The following is a 14,799-nucleotide window of genomic DNA, read 5'->3' on the forward strand; positions in this document are numbered from 1 at the left end:
TTCATAATTTAAATTTATAGAAATATTATTATGATTTCCTACCAGTTTTAAAAAGAATAATCACTATAATTTGAGTTACTAATCCAAAAATACAAACACCATACCATCCAAAGTGAGAATAACTATAGGTACCTAGAAAAGAACCCATTGCTCCTCCAAGAAAAAAACTAACCATATAAATAGTATTGAGTCTATTACGTGTTTCCTCATTTAAAGCTTGTACTATTGCTTGATTTGATACATTACAAGCCTGCACTCCTAGATCAAGAAAGACAATTCCTAAAATAAGTCCCCATATTTTAAAACCAAACATAAAGAAGATTAAATAAGCAATTATGACTACAACTATACTGATGCCTATTGCAAATCTAGGACCTTTCTTATCTGCCATTTTTCCAACTATCGGAGCTGCAAGAGCACCGCTGATTCCAACTAATCCTAATAATCCAGCTGCTTCAGACCCCATATTGTAATGAGGGCTTTCAAGTAAAAATATAAGTGATGTCCAAAATGCACTAAAAGCTGAAAACATAAGGGCCCCGATAAGAGAGGTTTTTCTTAAAATTGGCTCGGTTTTTATCAAATATATCAAGGATTTTAACAATTCAGTATATTTAATGTTAGAGGTAGGTTTACATAAAGGAACTAATTTTCTTAGAATAATCATAAGAATAAACATAGTGATAGCAGCAATAAGATAAACTGTTCTCCAACCAAAGTAGCTGCCTATAAGTCCACTGACAGTACGAGAAATCAAGATTCCAATTAATAAACCGCTCATAATTGTTCCAATTATTTGACCTCTTTGTTTTGGGTCTGATAATTGTGCAGCTAAAGGAATAATAAGCTGAGGAATAATAGAAGTAAAGCCAATGAGAAAAGAGGAGAAGCTTAGGATGAAAATATTTGAAGAAAAGAACATACACATAAGTGAAAGGATTGAACATAAAAGCATTATGATTATTAAGTTTCTTTTCTCTTTTATATCCCCTAAGGGTAATATAAATATCATTCCAACGGCATAACCTATTTGTGTTAGCATAGCTACAAAACTTATACTTAATTGATTTACATGAAAGGTTTTGGCTATATCAGCTAATAATGGCTGGATATAATATAAATTTGCTACAGTAGCACCACAGGCTATTGCCATAACTAAAATTAATAAACGGCTTAATGTATTAGAATTAGCTTTTAAATTGTTTGAAGTATAATTAGTTTTTATAATAGTGTTATTTGCTTGATACATTTAAAAATCACTCCTATCTCAATAAATTGAGTATTTTCTTTATTATTTTCTTATTTCTTAAGATTTAAGTTATATCGTTAAATAGTTATAATGAAATAAAGAATTAGAATAACAATTAAATTGAATTTTTAGTATTAAAGATATTGCTATTCTAATAAGTAGGTAAAAATAATAATTTAGCGAATAAGATTAGTGAATATCTTTTCTTCTCTTTCTGGTTTTTGAATAATTCCTTGTCCATTTTCTACAAGCTTCATAAGCCAAGCCATATTTTTACCTAGTATTCTCATTATTTGTATTCCTTCTTCGTCTTGCATTACCTCACCTGGTAATCTACCATTAATAACATTCCAGTAATTTGAAGTGGGGATTAGCATTTCAGAATGATTAAGATAATTATTTAATTGATCGAAGGTTGGAATTCCACCAGCACGTCTTGCAGCGACTACGGCAGCTCCGACTCTAAGTCTTAGCATGCTATCATTAGCTTCTGCAACACGAAAAGCTCTATCTAAAAAAGCTTTCATTGTTCCAGCAATTGCAGAATAGTGTACTGGTGAACCCAAGATTATTCCATCTGCACCTTTCATCTTTTCAATCCAATCATTAACAGGATCAGTAGTAATAGCACATTTTCCATTTTTATTCTTTGTACAATATCCACAAGCAACACATCCTCTAATAGTCTTATTTCCAACGTGGATTATTTCTGTTTCTATCCCTTCTTTTTCAAGTTCCTCAACAACTATTTTTATTCCGTGATAAGTATTACCTTCTTTAGATGGACTTCCGTTAAAAGCTACAACTTTCATTAATTTTTCCTCCTTAAATTTAATAATTTTATACATGTTATTAATTAGACAGATTTGGATTTGACTAGAATTTTAATTATTTCATAAATTAAGTAGTTCAAAATTCAAATTCTTACTAAAAATATTATTAAACTGAACGTTTAGTTTATAAATATATAATATACTAAACGTTTAGTAATGTAAATAGTTTTTTTTAAATTAAAAAAAGTATAGTATAATATACGTATAGTTTATTAAATGTATTGTTTTGATTTGATTACAACGGAGGTAAGTACAGATGGAAAAAAAATTAGGTCGTCCGCGCAGTGAAAAAACTAAAAATGCAATTCTTACTGCTGCATATGAGTTATTGCTCGAAAATGGTTTTGGAGCAGTCACAATTGAAAAAATTTCTGAAAAAGCTGGAGTTAGTAAAGCTACTATTTACAAATGGTGGCCGAATAAAGCAGCTGTTGTTATGGATGCTTTTTTTGATGCGGCTGCTGAGAGACTTCCAATACCTGATACAGGATCAACTATTAAGGATATGACGATTCAAGTAAATAATTTATCAAAATTTCTAGTTAGTCGAGAGGGAAAGGTAATTAATGAGATAATAGCAGAAGGTCAGTATGATCAAAAACTAGCTGAGACATATCGAACAATGTATTTTAATCCTCGCCGACTTGATTCACGACGTATTTTAGAACGCGGAATTTCAAGAGGGGAACTGAAGGGAAATTTGGATATAGAATTAATTATAGATTTGATTTTCGGCCCAGTATTTTATAGATTATTAATTACAGGAGATGTGGTTGATGAAACTTTTATAAAGAAACTAATAAATTATGCATTTGAAGGAATAAAGTAAAATTTAATATTAATAAAGTACTATCCCTTATTTATGATAGGGTGAACCATATAATAAATAAAGGATAATAAGTAAATTTAAGTGAAATAAAAACATGGCAAAACATATTGCAATATGTTTAATCCTAGAGTATATAATTCTAGTTGCTTAGGCAACTGGTATTACTAAATTTTTAGGTTATAAAAATAGTAGCTTCCAATCACGATGCGGGGCTGCTGTTTTTTTTGAGACTTTTTTCTATAAGTAACGCTATGAATGTTAGTAGTGCTAGTAAAAATAATCCTGTCTGAAATAACAACATTAAATAAAGTATTAATTTGAGTTGGTTAATTTTGACTGCTGGTTAGAATGGATATATTAATTAAAGGTAATAAATTATCGTAATACGATAATTTATTATTGACAAATGAAATGTGTAAGTATACACTTAAAATGAAAAATATGGTTTTATGGAGGTATTTATGAATCAGAAGAATTTGTCAAAATGTATTAAGATTATTGTAATGGCAATGGTGTTGTGTGGTGCAATTATATATTTTGAGGCAATACCATATATAGGGGATAGTCTTGTTAAGCAGGAAAAGGAATTCCAATATTGCTATTGGCCATGGTTGATTTTTATTTGGTGTACAGCGATTCCATGTTATTTGGTTTTGTTTTTGACGTGGAGAATAGCAGATGAGGTAGGGAAGGATAATTCTTTTTCCAGGATAAATGCAATGTATTTAAAGTGGATCATGCTTGCTACACTTACCGATTCAGGATTCTTTTTTATTGGAAATATTGTATTGCTGTTGCTTAAAATGAATAACATGGGGATTTTTCTGCTATCAATATTAATTTGTTTTGTTGGAGTATGTATAGCAGTGGCATCAGCAGTCTTATCTCATCTAGTGCAAAAGGCAGCATTTATGAAAGAAGAAAATGAATCTTATATATAGGGGTGGAGTGTGATGATAATAATTAATGTAGATGTAATGATGGCGAAAAGGAAAATGTCATTAAAAGAATTAGCTGAAAAGGTAGGAATTACAAATGCGAACATGTCTGTGTTAAAGACTGGAAAAGTAAAGGGGGTAAAGTTTACTACTTTGAACGAAATATGTAAAGCATTAGATTGTCAGCCGGGGGATATATTGGAATACAGGGAGGATGAAGATGAAAAAAATTAAGCTTGACATATATAGCGAATGTTGTGTATTTTATTATGAAACCATTAGAATGGATATTTTTGATAGTACTGTATTTCTGTGATGTGAATCCAGAAAATCGGATTGCGGTGCAGTATCTGCCCAAAAAATAAGTAATAAAAATTGGTTGACAGTAAATATGAAAGAGTGGTGGGAATAATGGAAAAGCATATAAAATATATAATTATGTTTGCTGTGTTGCTGATAATTGAAATCCTTATTGGAAGATTCATGCATCACGGTTTTATCCGTGATTATGGAGGAGATATACTAATAATTCCTTTACTATATACATTTATACGGATATTTTGGCTGGAGGATAGCAAAACTACAAGATTATATCTTCCATTAGGATTGTTCTTATTTGGAGTGTGTGTAGAGCTTTTACAAGCTGTTAATTTTATTGACATTCTTGAAATTGGAAGGAATTCGACGCTTGGAATCATCATTGGTTCTACATGTGATTGGAAAGATATATTATGTTATTTGGCTGGAACTGTATTGATATCAGGCTGGAATTATAAAAACTTATTAAAAAGAATTACATATTGACTAGGTTATGAGTAATACCTGTAGAATGTGTGATTTAAGCAATATAAGTAAATGAGGAATTTACTAAAGTTTGATGTAGAATAGTTAAAACTAACTTGCCATATAAAAATGAAAAATGGTAAGTTTTATTTTATTTATATATAATATAAATATGTTGCAGAATGGTAAATAATTGCGAAGCACAGTTTGCAGTTTGTAAAAGATAGTTTGTTGGAGAGGATATTATGAAAGATAAATTTTTATGTGTTATGGCACAATATGACAAAGAAACAGAATTAAAATTAAAAGAAATTCAAAAATTGTTATCAGATAATGGATTTGTGGGAAAACAAACGCCTAACTTACCAAATCATATCACGATTGGGAGTTTTGATATATCACAAGAAGAATTGGTTAAAGAAAAAGTGAAAATGGTATCAAAACAATTTCATAGTTTTGATATTAAATTAAATAGTATTGGATTGTTTGGACTTGATGTTTTATTTATAGCACCTTCAGTTAATCATGAACTTTTAAATTTGCAACAATACTTCAATAACGATTATGCTGACGGATTTGGTTGGACAGCACATACAACAATGCTAATAGACGACCACGAAACAATTCAAAAAGCATTACCTTATTTAGCAAATAATTTTAAAAATTTTACCGGTAAAATAGAATCTATTAGTTTATATGAATTTTGGCCAACTCGCTTTATTTTAAAAGAAAAATTGTTATAGGTATTACACAATCTTCTTATATGGTGTAACAGTTAAAAGTAGAATGATAATAAGTAACTAAGCGGTGCTACTCATTTTTGGTAAAAGAACTTGTTATATAAGTGAGACAGAGAATAGGCTATCACTTGCTACTGATACGGTGAACTATATCATAAATGAGTGAGTTTTTTCAAAAAGTGAAGATATAAAAAGGCATTACTTAAATGATAAAAGGCAAATAAGGACTTATTCCTTTGATTTGGAATAAGTCCTTATTGCTATTTTGGGGTAATTTTATATTGGAGACACCAATTTCATTCGTGCCAAAACGGTTCAGCTTATTTATCTCTATATCACTGATGTGATTCATCAGAAGCACAATGTTTTGTATATAGGTATAGGGTTACTATATATTATACAATCCTAACCTTGCTTTCTCTGAATTACTACCTTACCCATCTTAGGATTTGTTTCGCACCTACGATATGCTTCCGCTAATCCTTGAGATGTAAATGGGAAAATCCCGCTCAAATGAACCTTCAATTTTTGCTCATGGACGTTTTGAAGAATAGACACTAAATCATCGTGGTTTGGTTCTGCATGAACAAATTGAGCTTCAATTCCGCGAATTTGTGGATGTTCATTAATCTCCATGGCTACCAAAGAAATGAGCTTGCCACCATCCTTCAAAACAGAGTAACTTTTTCGCCCAGTTTCACCTATCTTCGCATCTAGAACTGTAGCTGATCTATCCATAACCATATCCAATACAATATCTACAGGACTACTTATAGCCTTTGTAAAATCAGTTGTGGTATAATCAATTACCTCGTCGGCACCTAATTGTCGCACAAATTCATGGTTAAATTCACGGGCTGTTGCAATCACATATTCACCTGCTTGTTTAGCGAGCTGAACAGCAATATGTCCTACACCCCCAGCGCCTGCATGAATTAGAATACGCTGTCCTGGTTGTAGTTTGCCATACCTAAACAAAGACTGCCAGGCGGTCAAACCAACCGTTGGCAATGCAGCAGCTTCATTAAAAGACATATCGGGTTGGATTATTGCAAGTGCGTTTTCTTCCATTGCAACATAATCTGCATAGGCTCCACCGTTGTTAGTAGGAATACCCATAACACGATCGCCAGGTTTCAAATGGGTAACTTTACTTCCAACCTCAATGACAACACCGGCAAGATCGGCACCGAGAACATAAGGCAACTGAACAGGTAAAATATCTTTAACAGCCCCAGAACGTAATACAGAATCTGCTGGATTGATTGAAGCAGCATACATTTCTACTAGTACCTGTGTTTCTGTGATTACTGGCACATCTATTTCTTGTTCCTGTAAAACCGCTGGAATTCCGTACTCTTTTAAAACAATTGCTTTCATAATAAATTCCTCCTTGTATTTTCAAAGTTTGTTTCAGCCAATTAATAATTTATAAACATTTGTTTACTTATTAACTATTGTCTGATAATGTGATATTAACAAAGTAACTTGTTAGCTTCAATTGTTAAAATAACTGCAACTGTTCATTAATTAACAAAATTCCATTTATCGTTCATTAACTAATAAATATTTCATATAGCAAAATGCGTATAGTTAATTTTATTGAAAAAATTCACATAATATTTTAAGGAGGGGCTTATGGATAGACGAATACTAAAAACACAAAAAGCAATTATTGGAGCATTTATCCAACTGCTCGCAGAGAAAGAATTTGAAGATATTACAATTAATGAAATATCAGATCGAGCTGATGTTAGCCGCGGAACTGTTTACTTGCATTACATTGACAAATTTGATTTGCTGGATAAATGTATTGATATTTATTTTAAAAAATTATTTGAAAGCTGCATGACTCTCAACGGTACTACGCTTTTACTTTCAAAATCTTTTATGATTCGCACATTTGAGTATTTGGAAGAACATGCTTTCATATATACCACTCTGCTAGTTAACAAAGGAATCCCTACTTTCAGAAACCTCATGATGGATGTGATTCTAGGCAACCTTAGTGAGGTTATAGATGCCAGCAGCATAAAACGAGATATTAACAAGGAGGTGACGTTACAGTTTTTGGCTTCAGCTATTGTTGGTCTACTAGAGTGGTGGATTATTAAATCAATACCTATTCCAGCTAAGGATATAGCAGAACAGTTGTGGTCACTGTTAGAACGTTTTCAGGTAATCCCGCATTTACCGGATTCTAATTAATCATGCTGAGGATTTCCTTGCAGCCTCACAAGTTATTATAAAAAATAGCACTTACTAATGATACAATGATACGATGAACCATATCATAAATAAATGATAATAAGTAAACTAAAAGGAAATTGATATGATATAAGTGAGATTCTAAATCTATGATTTAGTTAATCGAACTTACACACAGTGCAAGTAAATTATAACAAAATAAAAAATAGGGCATAAAACGTACGGGGATATGTTTTATACCCTATTTTTTATAATTATAGTTGCCTATTTAACAGGTATCACTATAATATAATTAAATCATGATATGGTTATACAACCAAGTTTTCCCCATCTTTAAATGCTCTTAAAGATAACTCATTAAAAACTTCCTCGTCAGTTCCACAGTAATGAATGCAATCCTCCAAGTTCCAACCAAACACGTTGAAAATATTATTGACATATTTAATGGCTTCTGCACCCTTTTTAGGATCTAAGCTTCCTTGAGCAAATATAGTTATTAACTTTTTACCTGCATGTCTAGGAATAAATTTATGTGGAAGCTCTTCAACCATTGGAAATGTACGGTCTAACCAAATTTTTGCCTGACCTGTAATTTGATACATATATATTGGAGAACCAAATACAATAGCATCTGCCTCAGCAATAGCTTTATACATTGGCTGTAAATAATCATTAACAGCACAGCCATCATGAGTACGACAATAAAAACATCCTTGACATCCACGGATTCCAGGGTTATTTAAATCAAATTCAATAACCTCAGCGCCTTTGGATTTTGCTCCTTTTGCTACTTGATCTAATAATTTTGTTGTATATCCATTTTTTCTTGGACTACCTTTAAAAATAACTACTTTTGACATTTCGCATCTCTCCTTATAATATAAAAATTAAAATTCTATGCTATCTATATACCCTTAAGAATCTTTTCAATCCAACTGAAAATACGTTCATTTGCGATTAATTTGGCTCCAGCTTGGCAATGGAATTCAGCACCTTCTTCAGCTGTAAATAAAATAAAATCTTTGTGGCAGGTAAGCTCCCCATGCAACTGCCTTGCTTGATCTCTAAGCAGTTTGTCATTTTCCGAATCAACGATTAAGGTAGGGCATTGTATTTTTTCTGCTAATCCTTTCATATAAAAATCTCCAACCTTTAGAATGAATTCAGCAGGGGTATTTACACCAAATACATACATTCCATGTGAAAAGCTCCATTTTGCTTTTGAGTTTAATTCCATTTTTTCCTTAACAGTTTTATTAAATCCCTCTGAATTAGAAAGTGCAAAATTTAAAAATTCTTCTCTTGGCATATTAAAGATACTTGTAAATCCTCCTAAAAAGTCATATACTCCTCCATTTGCTATGCAGCCTGCAAGTCGATGTTCAAAAGCTGCAGCTCTAGGAGCAAGATACCCGCCTAAACTTTGTCCCCATAAGACAATCTTCTTTGGGTCTACTTCTTTTTTTGTAAGCAGATAGTCTACCACTGGAGTTATAACCTTCTCGTAGTCATGTCTGAAAAATAGTTGCTGTTTATGTACAGCCTCTCCTTGTCCTGGTCCCTCAAAAGTAATACAGTGCATACCGTGTTCAAGTGCATCCATTGCCATTCCGTAAAATGCTTCTTTTGTTCCATCAAAGCCAGTCATAGCAATTAAAACTGGTTTAGGTTCCTCTGAATCCTCTAATTTATAAAAATGTCCTGTAAGTGTTGTATTTTCATAGGGGATTTTCACTTCTTCAATAACAGGCTTATTAAGTTTCATAACATGGGAAAAGCAATCTAGGCTCGCATTGTATAATTCCTCTATCTTTGGGTCTTCTGGATTTTCATGAAGGTAGAATTCTGCAATTCTATAATAATTAGAAGCTCTAAGATAAGCTTTTCTTGCACTGATTAAGTGGCCATCTGAATAGCTATCTTCTGCAACTTTTTGCAAACGCTTGGCTGTTTTGGCCCATTCTTCACACCAGCTTTGATAGTCTCCTTCTTTAATCTTTTCTGCTGTTGAAACCACCTCTCCTATATCAGCAGCTTTGAAAGCAGTGTCTCCAAGAAGTCCCAATACCTTGGATGCGAATTGATCATCTTTAAAAATCAAATTATTCATAGTAATTCTCCTTTACAGTATTTATTGTTTATGCAACACGTTGTTGCTATAATTAAAATATATCAGATACAGATTTGTATTCAACCAACAATACTTATAGTTTGTTTTATATACAACAAAGGAGTGAAAATGTTGCAGAATAAACATGATATTCGAACAAAACGGACACATCAACAGATAAGAGATGCACTTATTGATCTTATTTTTGAAAAACATTTCGATAATATTACGGTTGGTGATATCACTAATCGAGCTATGATTAATCGTTCTACCTTTTATAGGTATTATCAGGATAAATACGACGTTGTACTAAAAATTTTTGAAGACGCAATGGAAAAAATGAAGAAAGATTTAGGCGTTCCAAAATCCAGCCTTAAGTATCTTAATGAAGAACAAAGATCTGATCCATGGGTGAAACTATTTGATCACTTTGCTGAAAACAGTAGATTATATCTGGCAATGCTGGATGATTCATGTAACATATGGTTTATATCTAGACTGCGCAGCTACATCATCTCAATGTTAAGAGAACGTGAAAATTTACGAAGCTCCTTCATTGCAAGCAACGAAGACTGCCCCCCTGAGATACAAGAAATGGCATTCTTATTTACCGCTAATGCTTTAATAGGTACTATTGATTGGTGGTTAAAGTCAAAATGTACTCCTGATTCAGAAAAAATGTCTTATTTATTTAGATCTTATTTTAAGAATGGCTATGTAGGAATGTTGAATAAAAATTAATGTTGCGACTTAAATTCTGCATTTATAAAATTATACTATTAGCGTAATTAAGAGAAGTAACATCGAAATTAAATTCTTGATAGAATATTAAGACACATTTTCTTAAATTATAAAAAGCAATAAGAAAGTAAAAGAATGAAAAGACGACATAAAATACTAGCATCATACGAAAACATAAGTAGAGCTTATTATAAATAATTAAGCTTATAATATTATAAAGTATATACTTTTTTATATCTGAAGAAGTTCTATTAAGAGAAACAAAAGCGAATTTTAATGAAATATATAAATTGGATACCGCAATAAAGGTAATAGAAATAAGTTTAGATAATAAAGCGATAAAAAATGGCTATATCACTTATGATACGATGAACCACATCATAAGTGAGTGATAAATTCACTAAAATTGGAAATTGCGTGCAGAAATATATTTTTAGAATGAATAAGTTTTATGTCATACTTTCTTATATGCATTTTTTATTGGATAAAGGAGGAAGTAGGGTATGAGCATTAATTTTTTGACTTTTACATATAAAATTGCACGAGAGCCATCGAAGAACAGAGTCTATGTGTGGCGAGCGATTAAATTTAAATAGGTTCTGTTTCATAACTTCAATAGAAATATAGAAAGATTTGTTGAAGGAAAACAATATTAAATAGAAACTGCCCCTGAAATACAAGTTCAAGAGCAGTATGTAAGTAAATAAAAGCGCTATGTAAATGATCCAGAAAACCTAATAAATTCTATCTCATTTGAATTTAAAGATACAGTTGTATTTTTACCAATAAAGGTAAAGTGTTTATTGTACAGATAGAAATTTTCGAATGTTTTTACAGTCGTTATATCTTTCTTATCAGTAGAACTTGGATATGTAACATACTGAAAATCGTTTATTTCGATTTGTCTGCCTGATTTTAGAGAAATATACACATTGTTTTCCATAATAACACCCCCTTCAATTATATTTTACCATATGTTGATAAAAAAAGAAAAAAGAGGAACGAAAATTAAGTAATAAGATTGCTGATTGGGATCAGTGGAATAAGATTTCATAAGTTATTGAAAGTGCGTGGTAATTTAGTGTTTTTTGAAAATTGAACAATACATTTTTTACCATAAAGTGGTATAATTGATGTATGGTTAATTTGATTCCTTAAAATATGCAAAGGAGTGAATAGAATGAGAGTTTTAATTGCACCAATGTCAGCAATTGTTGAAACAAAAGGCCCTTTTTTCAAGAACAGTATTATTAGCAGATAAATTTATTAAGAGAGGTCATGAAGTTGCATTATGTGCAGCAGAAGATCCTAATTATCATAGTATAGAAAACGTAAAAAATTATTATGCTCCGATTCCTTCTATACTAGGAATTCCTAAATTAGATAATAAAAATATATTAAAGTATTTGAAAGAAAGTATAATGCATCTTCGGTCGTTAAGCTAAATGCAGGAAAGATGTTAGAAGTAAATAATTTTGATTATAAAATAATAAAAGGATTAGTTGAGGAATTTAATGAAAACTCAACGTATGCAAGTAATTCCAAGAAAGCAGGAGAGAGGTTGTTGAGTCTTGGAGGAGTTACAAAAGCAATTCAAGCTATTGAGAAGTTAGTATAGTTTAAAAATTTATTGATATTGGACTATATAATGAATTATTTTTAATACCGTATTATTCAAGGAATTTTACGGTATTTTTCTTGTACAATTTTAAAACCAAATAAAAAAAGCCCCATTAAAGGGGCAAAAACTTAAAAGTTTTTTATGATAATTGAGCAAAATTATTCAAATTATATATAGTTAATATAAACATTAATATTTTAGAAGTATTGCATTACGCAGAGTGAATTTGTGAGATTTTTATACGTAGTTCTAAAAATAGATAAAAAAGTCCCCTGAATAGGAAGCTAAATGTAAGAGTTTAGAATTAATAAGAATGGAACAAAAAATTAAACGCAAGAGGTTACTTTTAATTATATTAAGAGAGTTTATTAATTATGTATAATACTAAAAACATAAGTATCACATCTTATTGAAGTTTGGTGTTCTTCGTTATAGAATAAAAGAAAATACCGAACAAGGGTTCTTATGATGAAATGTATTATTGAATATAATGGATAGGTTAATCGATTCTGTACTTGTAAAAATATATAAAAATATAAAACAATATGGATTTTTTTGAAATATTATGATAATATATTAATGATAAAACAACTCGTTAAAATTTAGAAAACACAGATTAGAGGTAGATTGAGTAGAATTGCTTGGTCTACCTTTATTTTTTTAATAAATGGTATTATAATAATAATTTTGTATTTTTCACAGTAGTTATAGGTTTATATATTAATTTTAAGTGTATACGTATTCTGCAATTGACATAAAATGCCATAATGGTAAAATATATACAAACTGATAAATGGAAGTGAAGTTGAGTTATGTCAAAAGTTCTTTTTTTAAGTATTTCTGCTCATGGTCATGTTAATCCTACATTAGGATTAGTAAATGAATTAATAAAACAAGGAGAGGAGATTACTTATTTTTGCTCAGAGGATTTTAGAGAAAAAATTGAAAAAACAGGTGCTGAATTTAAAAGTTATAGGGTAGAAGCAAAAAAACATAATACGTCTGACAATATGGGGATAGATAAAATTCTCGATTATATAAATGAAATACTTAAATTAAACGATAAAATTATAAAAGACATTCTAGATCAAATTAAGGATAGAAAATTTGATTATATTATCTATACAGCTATGTTTCCTTTTGGAAATGCCATTGCTCAAATACTAAGAATACCTTCTGTTTCTTCTTTTGCAGTGTTTGCTACCCCTAAAGAATTGATGTATCAACACAAAGAATTAGCAGATGAAAAGTTAATAAGGAGTCATCCAGCTATAGATACTTACAAAAATGTTTCAAAACAATTAAAAGAATTTTATAATGTTGAAATGCCTCATAACATTTTTGAATTATTTTTTAACAAGGGTGATATAAATATTGCATATACTTCTAAATATTTTGTTGCACATCCAGAATATTATGATGAGAGTTTTAAATTTATTGGTCCACCAATATATGATAGAAAAGAAAACTTGGATTTTCCTTTTGAAAAATTAGAAGGAAAGAGAGTTGTTTATATTTCACTGGGTACAGTGTTTAATAATACGGATAGTAATCTCTATGATATCTTTTTTAAAACATTTGCTAATACTGATAATATTGTTGTTATGGCAGCATACAATGTGGACTTATCTCAATTTGATATACCTCATAACTTTATTGTAAGAAATTATGTTCCTCAATCAGAGGTTTTAAAGTATACAAATGTAGCAATAACTCATGCAGGAATGAATAGTACGAGTGACTTATTGTATAATAATATACCTTTTGTAGCAATACCTATTGGTGCAGATCAACCATATATGGCAAAAAGAGCCGAAGAGTTAGGGGCAACTATTTCTCTTGATAAGGATAATCTTACTCCAGAAATTTTAAGAAATTCTGTTGAGAAGGTTCTAACTGAACCGAGTTATCTTGAAAATATAAAAAAGATAAGCAGTTCTTTTAAAAGAGCTGGTGGTTATAAAAAGGCAGTTGAAGAAATTTTTAAGTTAAAAAGAAAAAAAGAATTATGATATATACGGGTATGGGAGTAATCCTGTACCCTTTATTTTTTGTATATAGTTATATCTTTCTGACCAAGTAAGAAAGTTAAACTGCAATCCGGGTTAAAATCATGTATAATTTAACTGTTAAAATTTAATATATTATCATAAATAAACCGAACCTTTTTATATATACTTGTGTCTTATTGGTAATAACGTTGTTATTTTTTTTTTTTTTTGGAAGGAGGCAAAAAATGGAAATTAATACTAATGACATCATCTATGTTAAGGTATCAAGGAATAGAATTACTTACAAATTATTTATGGAAAGATGCTTCAGTTGAAAATAAGAGCAACGCAAAGAAATTAATGGAGGAGCTTATAATAAATAGATTTCAAAATTTCTATGTACAAGATCAAGGAGGATTTAGCCTTTATCCTAAATCACAAGATGCAACTTTAGATGGTACAGGAACAGCTTTAAGTTTATTTGATTCTACCGGAATGTTATCAAGAGATAAACAAAAATTATTGTGGGGGAACTCTAATAATCAGCTAATAGATTTAGGAATAAAACAAACTTCTACACTGAGAGAAAGTGATTTTACTTCAATTATAAATGGGAAAGATATTAATTCAATTCGTTTATACAAGGGGGAATTAAATTCTACCAACTATGAAGAGAATGTTGCAGGAATTATTTATCCTAAAGAAACAACAGTTTTATACTCAGCGAGTGTATACGAGTCGAGTTTCCTTTAAAAA

General features: G+C 30.5%; 18 protein-coding genes. 12 read left to right on the forward strand and 6 right to left on the reverse strand.

Going from position 1 to position 14,799, the window contains the following annotated elements; genetic code table 11:
• Positions 1–28: 28 nt before the first annotated feature.
• Together CSPA_RS09870 and CSPA_RS09875 are read right to left on the reverse strand one after the other, a co-directional pair.
• Positions 29–1,249 (reverse strand): MFS transporter, encoded by a 1,221-nt coding sequence (locus CSPA_RS09870; RefSeq protein ID WP_015392106.1) that lies wholly within the window; start codon positions 1,247–1,249, stop codon positions 29–31.
• A gap of 176 nt (positions 1,250–1,425) precedes the next feature.
• Positions 1,426–2,061, reverse strand: a complete 636-nt coding sequence (locus tag CSPA_RS09875; RefSeq protein WP_015392107.1) for a flavodoxin family protein — start codon at positions 2,059–2,061, stop codon at positions 1,426–1,428.
• 277 nt (positions 2,062–2,338) lie between these two features.
• Here CSPA_RS09875 and CSPA_RS09880 point away from each other — a divergent pair, with 277 nt between their 5' ends.
• From CSPA_RS09880 to CSPA_RS09900, 6 genes are all read left to right on the forward strand, one after another.
• The gene (locus CSPA_RS09880; RefSeq protein ID WP_015392108.1) at positions 2,339–2,911 is read left to right on the forward strand and encodes a TetR/AcrR family transcriptional regulator; all 573 of its coding nucleotides are present in this window, start codon (positions 2,339–2,341) and stop codon (positions 2,909–2,911) included.
• A gap of 461 nt (positions 2,912–3,372) precedes the next feature.
• Positions 3,373–3,852: a DUF2975 domain-containing protein gene (locus CSPA_RS09885; RefSeq protein WP_015392109.1), complete on the forward strand. Its 480-nt coding sequence runs from the start codon at positions 3,373–3,375 to the stop codon at positions 3,850–3,852.
• Positions 3,853–3,861: 9 nt separating this feature from the next.
• On the forward strand, positions 3,862–4,083 hold the full coding sequence (locus CSPA_RS09890; RefSeq protein WP_026106414.1) for a helix-turn-helix domain-containing protein: 222 nt from the start codon (positions 3,862–3,864) through the stop codon (positions 4,081–4,083).
• 35 nt (positions 4,084–4,118) lie between these two features.
• A complete protein-coding gene (locus tag CSPA_RS30890; RefSeq protein WP_341274143.1) occupies positions 4,119–4,214 on the forward strand; it encodes a DUF6688 family protein in 96 nt (31 codons plus the stop codon).
• Between the two features lie 46 nt (positions 4,215–4,260).
• Positions 4,261–4,653, forward strand: a complete 393-nt coding sequence (locus CSPA_RS09895; protein WP_015392111.1) for a ribosomal maturation YjgA family protein — start codon at positions 4,261–4,263, stop codon at positions 4,651–4,653.
• Positions 4,654–4,877: 224 nt separating this feature from the next.
• The gene (locus tag CSPA_RS09900; protein WP_015392112.1) at positions 4,878–5,375 is read left to right on the forward strand and encodes a 2'-5' RNA ligase family protein; all 498 of its coding nucleotides are present in this window, start codon (positions 4,878–4,880) and stop codon (positions 5,373–5,375) included.
• Between the two features lie 402 nt (positions 5,376–5,777).
• On the opposite strand, the gene CSPA_RS09905 is transcribed toward CSPA_RS09900, so the two are convergent.
• The gene (locus CSPA_RS09905) at positions 5,778–6,752 is read right to left on the reverse strand and encodes an NADP-dependent oxidoreductase (protein WP_015392113.1); all 975 of its coding nucleotides are present in this window, start codon (positions 6,750–6,752) and stop codon (positions 5,778–5,780) included.
• A 258-nt stretch (positions 6,753–7,010) separates the two neighbouring features.
• Here CSPA_RS09905 and CSPA_RS09910 point away from each other — a divergent pair, with 258 nt between their 5' ends.
• Positions 7,011–7,580: a TetR/AcrR family transcriptional regulator gene (locus tag CSPA_RS09910; RefSeq protein ID WP_015392114.1), complete on the forward strand. Its 570-nt coding sequence runs from the start codon at positions 7,011–7,013 to the stop codon at positions 7,578–7,580.
• Between the two features lie 308 nt (positions 7,581–7,888).
• Here the strand turns inward: CSPA_RS09910 and CSPA_RS09915 are convergent, their stop codons facing one another.
• The gene (locus CSPA_RS09915; protein WP_015392115.1) at positions 7,889–8,440 is read right to left on the reverse strand and encodes a flavodoxin family protein; all 552 of its coding nucleotides are present in this window, start codon (positions 8,438–8,440) and stop codon (positions 7,889–7,891) included.
• A 44-nt stretch (positions 8,441–8,484) separates the two neighbouring features.
• Complete coding sequence (locus CSPA_RS09920) at positions 8,485–9,690, reverse strand: alpha/beta hydrolase family protein (RefSeq protein ID WP_015392116.1); 1,206 nt, start codon at positions 9,688–9,690, stop codon at positions 8,485–8,487.
• Between the two features lie 129 nt (positions 9,691–9,819).
• Between CSPA_RS09920 and CSPA_RS09925 the strand changes: the two genes are divergently transcribed.
• Positions 9,820–10,431 (forward strand): TetR/AcrR family transcriptional regulator, encoded by a 612-nt coding sequence (locus tag CSPA_RS09925; RefSeq protein ID WP_015392117.1) that lies wholly within the window; start codon positions 9,820–9,822, stop codon positions 10,429–10,431.
• A 712-nt stretch (positions 10,432–11,143) separates the two neighbouring features.
• Here CSPA_RS09925 and CSPA_RS09930 read toward each other — a convergent pair.
• The gene (locus CSPA_RS09930; protein ID WP_015392118.1) at positions 11,144–11,374 is read right to left on the reverse strand and encodes a hypothetical protein; all 231 of its coding nucleotides are present in this window, start codon (positions 11,372–11,374) and stop codon (positions 11,144–11,146) included.
• Positions 11,375–11,642: 268 nt separating this feature from the next.
• Between CSPA_RS09930 and CSPA_RS09935 the strand changes: the two genes are divergently transcribed.
• From CSPA_RS09935 to CSPA_RS09945, 4 genes are all read left to right on the forward strand, one after another.
• Entirely contained in the window at positions 11,643–11,876 is a 234-nt protein-coding gene (locus CSPA_RS09935) for a hypothetical protein (protein ID WP_241393454.1), read from the forward strand.
• Positions 11,877–11,887: 11 nt separating this feature from the next.
• Entirely contained in the window at positions 11,888–12,049 is a 162-nt protein-coding gene (locus tag CSPA_RS29730) for a hypothetical protein (protein WP_017810708.1), read from the forward strand.
• An 815-nt stretch (positions 12,050–12,864) separates the two neighbouring features.
• Positions 12,865–14,064 (forward strand): macrolide family glycosyltransferase, encoded by a 1,200-nt coding sequence (locus CSPA_RS09940; RefSeq protein ID WP_015392120.1) that lies wholly within the window; start codon positions 12,865–12,867, stop codon positions 14,062–14,064.
• Positions 14,065–14,316: 252 nt separating this feature from the next.
• A complete protein-coding gene (locus CSPA_RS09945) occupies positions 14,317–14,796 on the forward strand; it encodes a hypothetical protein (RefSeq protein WP_241393453.1) in 480 nt (159 codons plus the stop codon).
• The last annotated feature ends 3 nt before the right edge of the window (positions 14,797–14,799 follow it).

The sequence above is a fragment of the Clostridium saccharoperbutylacetonicum N1-4(HMT) genome, assembly GCF_000340885.1.
Lineage (GTDB): Bacteria > Bacillota > Clostridia > Clostridiales > Clostridiaceae > Clostridium > Clostridium saccharoperbutylacetonicum.